Source organism: Micromonospora sp. D75 (assembly GCF_018070405.1).
Taxonomy (GTDB): domain Bacteria; phylum Actinomycetota; class Actinomycetes; order Mycobacteriales; family Micromonosporaceae; genus Micromonospora; species Micromonospora chalcea.
Window position 1 is genome coordinate 1 of sequence record NZ_JAGPXV010000225.1, and the last position, 8,506, is coordinate 8,506.

Annotated in this window: 9 protein-coding genes; all 9 read right to left on the minus strand. The window is 71.8% G+C overall.

Going from position 1 to position 8,506, the window contains the following annotated elements; genetic code table 11:
• A partial coding sequence (locus KBX39_RS15465) for a branched-chain amino acid ABC transporter permease (RefSeq protein ID WP_210871205.1) occupies positions 1 to 909 on the minus strand: 909 nt, incomplete at its 3' end.
• 4 nt (positions 910 to 913) lie between these two features.
• The gene (locus tag KBX39_RS15470; protein WP_051611011.1) at positions 914 to 1,780 is read right to left on the minus strand and encodes a branched-chain amino acid ABC transporter permease; all 867 of its coding nucleotides are present in this window, start codon (positions 1,778 to 1,780) and stop codon (positions 914 to 916) included.
• Positions 1,781 to 1,840: 60 nt separating this feature from the next.
• Positions 1,841 to 3,079 carry an ABC transporter substrate-binding protein gene (locus tag KBX39_RS15475; protein WP_043324795.1) on the minus strand — a complete coding sequence of 413 codons (1,239 nt, stop codon included), beginning with the start codon at positions 3,077 to 3,079 and terminating at the stop codon, positions 1,841 to 1,843.
• A gap of 189 nt (positions 3,080 to 3,268) precedes the next feature.
• Positions 3,269 to 4,411 (minus strand): CaiB/BaiF CoA-transferase family protein, encoded by a 1,143-nt coding sequence (locus tag KBX39_RS15480; RefSeq protein WP_210871207.1) that lies wholly within the window; start codon positions 4,409 to 4,411, stop codon positions 3,269 to 3,271.
• Positions 4,412 to 4,424: 13 nt separating this feature from the next.
• Positions 4,425 to 5,177 (minus strand): SDR family NAD(P)-dependent oxidoreductase, encoded by a 753-nt coding sequence (locus KBX39_RS15485; RefSeq protein WP_043324798.1) that lies wholly within the window; start codon positions 5,175 to 5,177, stop codon positions 4,425 to 4,427.
• Positions 5,174 to 6,331 carry an acyl-CoA dehydrogenase family protein gene (locus tag KBX39_RS15490; protein WP_210871209.1) on the minus strand — a complete coding sequence of 386 codons (1,158 nt, stop codon included), beginning with the start codon at positions 6,329 to 6,331 and terminating at the stop codon, positions 5,174 to 5,176. The genes KBX39_RS15485 and KBX39_RS15490 overlap by 4 nt, the downstream gene beginning before the upstream one ends.
• 5 nt (positions 6,332 to 6,336) lie before the next feature.
• Positions 6,337 to 7,086: an SDR family NAD(P)-dependent oxidoreductase gene (locus tag KBX39_RS15495; protein ID WP_210871211.1), complete on the minus strand. Its 750-nt coding sequence runs from the start codon at positions 7,084 to 7,086 to the stop codon at positions 6,337 to 6,339.
• Positions 7,087 to 7,098: 12 nt separating this feature from the next.
• Positions 7,099 to 7,887: an enoyl-CoA hydratase-related protein gene (locus tag KBX39_RS15500; RefSeq protein WP_043324800.1), complete on the minus strand. Its 789-nt coding sequence runs from the start codon at positions 7,885 to 7,887 to the stop codon at positions 7,099 to 7,101.
• Positions 7,884 to 8,506, minus strand: a 623-nt coding sequence (locus tag KBX39_RS15505) for an enoyl-CoA hydratase/isomerase family protein (RefSeq protein WP_210871213.1), incomplete at its 5' end; no start/stop codon positions are given. The genes KBX39_RS15500 and KBX39_RS15505, both read right to left, overlap by 4 nt.

Sequence of the window (8,506 nt, forward strand, 5' to 3'; positions counted from 1 at the left end):
GAACGGGGTCAGGAACTCCGGCGCGAGGACGAGGAGCGTCGCGCCGAGCGGCGGGCCGACGAGCGTGCCGAGCCCACCGAAGAGCACCATGGTGAGCTGCTTGACCGACTCCCACAGGTTGAACGCGGCCGGGTCGAGGAATCCGACGGTGATGGCGAACATCGCGCCGGCCAGGCCCGCGTATGCGGCGCTCACCCCGAAGGCGAGCGTCTTGTACCGGGCCACGTCGACGCCGAACACGGACGCGGCGATCTCCTTGTCCCGGATGGCCCGCCACGCCCGCCCGACCCGGGAACGCACCACGTTGCGGACGAAGAGCAGGCTGAGCAGCGCGGCGACGAGGACGAGGTAGTACAGGTTGCGGTCGGCGAGCGGGAACACCCCGACCACTGCGGGCGGTACGGCGATGCCGCGTGGCCCGTTGGTGACCGATTCCCAGTTGAAGATGACGCTCTGCACGATGAGCTGGAACGCCAGCGTGGCCAGGGCCAGGTAGTGCCCCGCGATGCGCAGCGCCGGCAGGCCGACCACGTAGCCGAGCAGGGTGGCGAGCAGGACGCCGGCCAGCGCGGCGAGCGGGAACGGCAGCTCCCACCGTCCCATCAGGACGGCCGTGGTGTAGGCGCCGACCCCCATGAACGCCGCGTGCGAGATGGAGATCTGCCCGGAGAAGCCCATCACGACGTTGAGGCCGACCACGGCGATGACGTAGACGAGGACCACTGTGGCCAGATAGGTCCGGAACGGTGGTAGCAGCAGCGGGAGCGCCAGCAGGACGATTCCGACGAGGAGCCATGCCGCGGCCCGGGCTGCGCGTGGCAGACGGCCGTCGCCGGCCGTCTGCGGCGCCGGCGCCGAGACGGTGGCCGCCGGGGCCTTCTCGGTGCTGCCTACGGTCTGGTTGCTCATCCGCTCAGACCCTCCGGACCACGCGGCGGCCGAGCAGGCCGGCCGGCCGCACCCACATGACGACGAGCAGCAGGCCGTAGACGACCACGTCGACGGCTGCCTGGTTGAGGTAGACCTGGGTGAAGGTCTCGATCGCGGCCACCGCGACGCCGCCCATCACCGCGCCTTCGAGGCTGTCCAGGCCGCCGAGCGCCGCCGCGACGAATCCCTTGACCAGCAGCAGGCCGATCTCCGGTGAGACGTCTGTCGACGGGGCGATCAGGACGGCGGCGACAGCGCTCACCGCGCCGGCGAGAGCCCAGGTGACCATCAGGGCCCGGCTCAGGTTGATGCCGACGATCTGGGCGCCGACCCGGTTCTGCGCGACCGCCTCCAGCGCGCGCCCGTACGTGGTGTAGCGGAAGAACAGCAGCAGCGCGGTCACCACGACGACCGTCGCGCCGAGCACCCACAGGTTCTGCGGTGTGATGCGTACGCCGAGGACCTCGACCGGGTCGCGGGACAGCACCGGCGGGAACGGGAAGTGGTTGGACTGGTAGCGCAGGACGGCGAGCTCGCGCAGCAGCCCGCCGACCGCGAGGCTCGCGACGACGAACGTCCACGGTGAGGCGCTCATGATCCGGCGGAACACCGCGCGGTCGATGACCAGCCCCATCAGCGCGCCGCCCAGCGGCGCCAGAATCAGCACCAGGTAGAGGGGCAGGCCGGCGGTCAGCAGGGCGAGCGCGATGTACGCGCCGGCGAGCACCCAGTCGCCGGCCCCGAAGTTGACCAGGTCGGAGGACTTGAAGACCAGTACGAGACCCAGCGCCACGAGCGCATAGATCGCGCCGAGCGTGAGCGAGTTGACAAGCAGTTGGATGACTGTCACATCAGTACCTCGCTTGCGCCGCGGGCCCGGCCGGTGCGGCCGGGCCCGGGAGGGGTTGAGTCAGGAGCCGGAGACCTTGCCGGCGATCTGGGCGAGGCCGGCGTCGTCCACCGGTACCGCCTTGCCGCCCTGGATCCGCATCCAGACCAGGTCGACGAAGCACTCGTGGCGTTCGTTGGCGCAGCTGACGTTGGGGCTGATCGGCGTCGGCCTGGCGTCCTTGACGGCGGCGAGCGCCTCGATGAACTTCTCCGCCGTGAGGTCCTTGCCGGCCTCCTCCAGCGCGCTCTTGAGCAGATAGGCAGCGGTGTAGGAGAAGTTGTCGGCGTGGTTGGGCCGTCCGGTCGGCGCCGACGGGTACTCGGCCTTGTACTTCTGCAGGAACTCGCCCTGCGCGCCGGTGGTGTCGGTGAGGAACTGCGGCTCGTACCAGTTGAACAGCCAGTCCTCGGCGGCCGCCTCGTTGCCCGTCCAGACGGTGGCGTTGGCCTGGCCCGCGTCGCCGACGAACTGGGCCTTCAGCCCCAGCTCGCGAGCCTGCCGCAGGATGATCTTCGCGGCCGGGAACAGGCCACAGTTGACGACGACCTGCGGGTTGGCGTTACGGATCGCCACGAGCTGGCCGGTGAAGTCGTTGCCGGCGGCCGGGTACGTCTCGTTGGCGACCACCTGCAGGCCGCTCTTGCCCTGCAGCTCGGTCGCGACCTGGGCGCACAGCGTGCGGCCCCACTCGCCGTCCTCGTGCAGGATCGCGACCCGGGTGGCCTTGAGGTTGTCCGCGACCATGTCGGCGATGCTGGGCGCGACCCACTTGGTGGAGACGGCCTCGCCGTGGAACATGTTGTCGACCTCGGGGGTCTTGCGGGCGGCCTCGCTGCCGGAGAAGCCGTTGTAGACCGGCAGTCCGCTCTGCCGCAGCTGGTCGGCGACCGCGAGGAAGGTCGTGCTGCCCGTGCCGGCGTACACCATGAACGGCTTGTCCTGCTGGATGATGCGCCGCGCGACCTGCTGGGCCTGCGCGACCTGGAACGCGTCGTCGTGGAACTCGAACCGGATCTTCCGGCCGTGCACACCGCCCGCGGCGTTGATCTCCTTGACCGCGAGGGCGAAGCCGTCGCGGTTGCCGAGGCCGACCCAGCTGGCCGGACCGGTGATGGGGCCGAATCCCTGGATGTAGATCTCCGTGTCGGTGACGCCCTGTGTGCTGACCTGCGTGCCGCCGCCCTCACTCGAGGTGGTTGTGCAACCCGCAAGCGCCAACGCCAACAGGGCGATCGCCGTAACCGACTTTCGCACCATGAGCTGCCTCCAAACTGTGGCCGCGACGGCGGACGACGCGGAAGGCGTCGGGTGAAGCCGTCGCTCGCCAGGCCGGCTCCGAAGGTCACCGGGCGGAAGAGCACCAGCTCATCGCCCTGTCGGCCGGACTCGTCGCCTCAACCGGGCTGCCTCAGGAGCATAGGAAAAACGGTATCCAGTGTCCAGTATTCAGTTTTCCTCGACTGTGCCGATCGACCGAAGACGTGCCATGTCATCCGCCGTTCGGCCCAGCTCGGCCAACACCTCGGCGGTGTGCTCGCCGACCCGCGGCGCCGGCCGTCCGGCCGATAGCGGGGTACGGGACAGCCGCGGAGCCGGCGCCGGCTGCCACCGGCCCGTTGCCTCCTCGAACACCCCCCGGGCGACGTTGTGCGGATGGTGCGGCGCCTCGGCCAGCCGCAGCACCGGGCTGACGCAGGCGTCCCGCCCCGCGAACCGCCGCGCCCACTCGTCCCGGGTGGACGTCGCGAACCGCGCGGTCAGCGCGGACCGCAACGCCGGCCACCGGGTCCGGTCGTGCTGCGGCCACTCGGCCGGGTCCAGGCCGACGCCGTGCAGCATCTCCACGTAGAAGCGCGGCTCCAGCGCGCCGACCGCCACGTATCCGCCGTCAGCGGTCTGGTACGTGTCGTAGAAGGGGCACCCCCCGTCGCTGAGGTTGGCCTCCCGCTCGTCCGTCCACTCGCCCATTGCGGCCAGGCCGTACACGAACGAGCCGAGCGACGCCGCTCCGTCCAGCACGGAGGCGTCGACCACCTGGCCCAGCCCGGTGCGCCGCCGGTCCAGCAGCGCGGCCAGCACGCCGATCGCCAGGAAGGCCCCGCCGCCACCGAAGTCTCCGACGTAGCCGGGCAGCGGTGGAGGCGGGGCGTCCGCCCGGCCCATCCCGTGCAGCAGGCCGGCGACGGCGAGGAAGTTGAGGTCGTGACCGGCCGCGGTCGACAGTGGCCCGTCCTGGCCCCAGCCGGTCATCCGCGCGTAGACCAGGCGCGGGTTGCGGGTCAGGCACACCTGCGGCCCGAAGCCGAGCCGCTCGGCCACGCCCGGCCGGAAACCCTCGACCAGGACGTCGGCGCCGTCGGCGAGGTCGAGCAGGATCTGCAGGCCCGCATCGTGCTTGAGGTTCACCGCCACCGACCGCCGGCCCCGCCAGCAGCCGGCCATGAGCCGGCCCAGATCCGCCGGATCCGACGGGGCCCGGTCGACCCGGACGACGTCGGCGCCGAGGTCGGCCAGGAGCATCACGCCGTACGGCGCGGGTCCCAGTCCGGCCAGCTCCACCACGCGGACACCCGTCAACGGTCCCGCCATCTCGCGTACCTCCTCAGCGTGCGGACATACCGCCGTCCAGGTAGACGACCTGCCCGGTCATGTAGCGGCTGGCGTCGGACGCCAGGTGGACCACAGTCGGTCCGATCTCCGCCGGGACGCCGAACCGGCGGGCCGGCACCCGCGCCAGCACGCGCTCGGCCACCCCCTCCTCGGCCAGCCGGTCCCGGTTGATGCCGGTCGGGAAGTAGCCGAGGGCGAGGCAGTTGACGCGGATGCCGTACCGGGCCCACTCCACCGCCCAGCCGCGGGTGAGCTGGAAGACGGCGGCCTTGCTGGCGCCGTAGTGCGACAGTCCGGACGTTCCCGAGCGGCCCATCACCGACCCGATGTTGACCACCGCGCCGCCGCCCCGGTCGCGCATGTGCGCGGCGACCGCCCGGGCCGGCAGGAACGTGCCGATCACGTTCGTCTCCAGGACCCGGCGGAACTCCGCGACGTCGAGCTCCAGCGCCCTGTGCTCCGACGCGACGCCGGCGTTGTTGACCAGCACGTCGATGCGCCCGTACCGGTCCACCGCCGACCGGGTGAGGGCGTCCACCTGCGCCTCGTCGGTCACGTCGCAGACCACCGGCAGGGCCGAGGCGCCCACCGACTCGACCAGTGCGCACGTCTCGTCGAGCGCCGCGCGGTCGCGGCCGGCGGCCACCACGGCGGCGCCCGCCCCGGCCAGTGCCAGGGCGGCCTGCCGGCCGAGCCCGCGGCTGGCGCCGGTGACGACCGCGACCCGCCCCGACAGCGGCGTCATGCCGACCGCTTCGCGAGCTGCCGGGCCAGCACCAGCCGGTTGACGTCGTTGGTGCCGTCGTAGATCTGCGTGATCTTCGCGTCGCGCATGCACCGCTCGGCCTCGAACTCGCGCATGTAGCCGTAGCCGCCCATCAGCTGCACGGCGTCGCCGGCGACCCGCATCGCGACGTCGGAGCAGTAGACCTTCGCCGCGGCGGCCTCGACCGCCCGATTCCCGTCCGGCGCCGCGTCGACGAACCGGGCGAGCCGCTGCACGAGCAGCCGGGCGGTGACCACGGCGATGTACATGTCGGCGAGCCGCAACTGCACGGCCTGGAACTCCCGCACCGGCCGGCCGAACTGACGCCGCTGCCGGGTGAACTCGTCGGCGATGTCGTACGCGCGCTGCGCGATGCCCACCGCCTGGGCCGCGGTGCTGATCCGCGCGTCGGACAGCACGTGCACGGCCGTGTGGAAGCCGATCCCCTCGGGCCCGAGCCGGGCCGTCGCCGGCACACGCACCTCGTCGAACGCCAGCTCCACCGTGTTCGACGCACGGATGCCCATCTTCGCCAGTGGCCGGCCGGGCCGCACTCCCGGCGAGCGCGCGTCGACGACGAAGACGCTGATCCCGTCGCGTCCCGGCGACGTACGGGCGAACAGCGTGATCAGGTCGGCGACGCCGCCGCTGGTGATGAACATCTTCCGGCCGGAGACGACGTACCCGTCGCCGTCGCGGACCGCCCGCGTCGCGAGGGCCGGCACGTCGGTGCCGGCCTCCGGCTCGGTGATGGCGATCGCGCCGAGCGCCCGCCCGGCGGCGAGGCCGGGCAGCCACCGGCGCTTCTGCTCGTCGTCGCCGACGGCCAGGATCGGCAGCATCGCGTGGGTCTGCGTGATGAACGCGGTGGTGGTGGCCGCGCAGGCCCGCGCCAGTTCCTCGGTGGTCAGGGCGTACTGGCGCATGCCGGCGCCCTGGCCGCCGTACCGCTCCGGGATCAGCAGCCCGAACAGCCCGGCCTCGCCGAGCAGCCGCATCGACGAGTGCGGGTACTCCTCCGCCTCGTCGATCCGCCGGGCCTCCCCGGCGATCCGCTCCCGCGCCAGCCGCCGGACCAGGTCGCGCAGTGCCCGGTCCTCGGCCGACAGCTCGATGTCGTCCATCGTGGACATGGCCGCTACGACGTCATGGTCAAGCCGCCACTGACGCTCACCGTCTGGCCGGTGATGTACGAGGCGGCGTCCGAGGCCAGGAAGACCAACGCGTTGGCCTGCTCGACGGGCTCGCCCATGCGCTTGAGCGGCACCGCCCGCACCATCTTCTCGATCACCCGCTGGTCGGTCTGGGCCCGGATGAGCGGGGTGTCGGTGGGCCCGGGCGAGATCGCGTTGATCCGCAGCTGGTGCCGGGCGACCTCCCGGGCCAGCGACTTGACGAAGCCGATCACGCCGGCCTTGGCCGCCGCGTACACCGTCTCCCCCATGGTGCCGACCTTCCCGGCGTCGGAGCTGGTCAGCACGATCGACCCGGAGCGCCGCTCGATCATGTGGTCGAGCACCGCCCGGCACAGGAAGATCGACCCCATCAGGTTGATGTCGATGATCCGGCGCCAGTACGCCTCGTCCTCGTCCACCAGGAACGTCGTGTCCGACCACCCGACCGTGCTGACCAGGATGTCGATGCGCCCGTACTCGGCCAGCACGTCGCGTACCAGGTCCTCGGTCTGGTCCCGGCGGGTGATGTCGACAGCGAACGCGGAGGACTTGGCACCCGCCTCGACCAGCCGGCCCGCCGTGTCCTGCGCCCCGGCGAGATTGATGTCGGCGACCGCCACCGTGGCGCCGTTGGCGTGGAACACCTCGGCGGCCGATGCCCCGATGCCACTGCCGGCGCCCACCACGAGCGCCACCTTGCCGTCACACCGCACCTGCGTCTCCCCTCACTTGCGGAACTTGCCGAACTGCGGCGGGCGCTTCTCCAGGAAGGCGCGGGTGCCCTCGTGGAACTCCTCGGTGCCGTGGATGAACGAGATCATCTGGTTGCCGTGCAGCACCGACGGCCACAACTGGTCGGACTCGTAGTTGAGCGAGATCTTCGCGACCCGCAGCGCCTGCGGGCTGAGCGTCAGCATCCGGTCGCACCACGCGCGTACCGTGGTGTCGAGTTCCTCGACCGGCACGACCTTGTTGATCAAGCCCATGTCGAGCGCCTCGCGCGCGGTGTACTGCTCGCAGAGGAAGATGATCTCGCGGGCCTTCTTCTCGCCCACCATCCGCGGCAGCAGTTGCGTGCCCCACCACACCGGCACCGAGCCCATCTTCGGCCCGGACTGCCCGAAGCGGGAGTCCTCGGAGGCGACAGTGAGGTCGCACAGCATCTGCAACTCGTTGCCGCCGCCGACGGCGAAGCCGCGCACCCGCGCGATGATCGGCTTGCCGCAGCCGCGCATGACCAGCGACAGGATCGTCGTACGGCGGGCCATCTGGATGGCGCCGGACTCGTCGGACGCCTCTTCCCAGTGGATGTCCCCGCCGGCGCAGAACGCCTTGTCCCCGGCGCCGGTCAGCACGATCACGCCCACCTCACGGTCGGCCTCCGCGGCCCGGAACGCGTCGATCAGCTCGTCGAGCGTCTCCGACCGGAAGGCGTTACGGCGCTCCGGCCGGTTGATGGTGATGGTCGCGACGTTGTCGGCGACCTCGTACAGGATGTCGCTGTAGCTGCTCATGCCTCTCCCTGGTTGCTGGGGAATCTCGGGGCCACACGTCGGTAGAAGGCGTCCAGGCCGGCCCGCGCGTCGGCGGAGGCCATGTGGGCCAGCGCGATCGGGCGTTCGGCGGCGAGGGCCGCGCCCACGTCGAGTCCGGCGCCGGCGGCCAGCGCGCGTTTGATCGCCGCGCTGGCGAGCGGACTGCGGGTGGCCAGGAGGGCGGCCATCTCGCTCGCCCGGGCGACGACCCGGTCGGCCGGTACCGCCTCGTTGGCCAGGCCTGCCGCCACGGCGTCGGCCGCCGGGATCTCCTCACCGGACAGCAGCAGCCACCGGGCCCGCCGGTCACCGATCAGCCGGGGCAGGCGCTGGGCGCTGCCCCCGCCGGGGAAGAGCCCGTAGCGGGCGTGCTGGTCGCCGAGCCGGGCGTCGTCGGCGACGACCGCGACGTCGCACACCTGGAACAGCTCGAAGCCGCCGGCGAAGGCGATTCCGTGCACCGCCGCGACGGTGGGCCGGCTGCACGCCGCGACCGCGTCGAACGCGTCGTGCCAGTCCTGCATGAAGGCGGCGAACGCCGCCGGGTCACCGACGATGTCGCCGAGGGCGTGCATGTCGGCGCCGGCGCTGAACACCC

Bases quoted from the DNA above. Each gene is read 5' to 3' on its own strand.
- KBX39_RS15475 (WP_043324795.1), bottom strand. From the start codon at position 3,079: ATGGTGCGAAAGTCGGTTACGGCGATCGCCCTGTTGGCGTTGGCGCTT.
- KBX39_RS15480 (WP_210871207.1), bottom strand. From the start codon at position 4,411: ATGGCGGGACCGTTGACGGGTGTCCGCGTGGTGGAGCTGGCCGGACTG.
- KBX39_RS15485 (WP_043324798.1), bottom strand. From the start codon at position 5,177: ATGACGCCGCTGTCGGGGCGGGTCGCGGTCGTCACCGGCGCCAGCCGC.
- KBX39_RS15490 (WP_210871209.1), bottom strand. From the start codon at position 6,331: ATGTCCACGATGGACGACATCGAGCTGTCGGCCGAGGACCGGGCACTG.
- KBX39_RS15500 (WP_043324800.1), bottom strand. From the start codon at position 7,887: ATGAGCAGCTACAGCGACATCCTGTACGAGGTCGCCGACAACGTCGCG.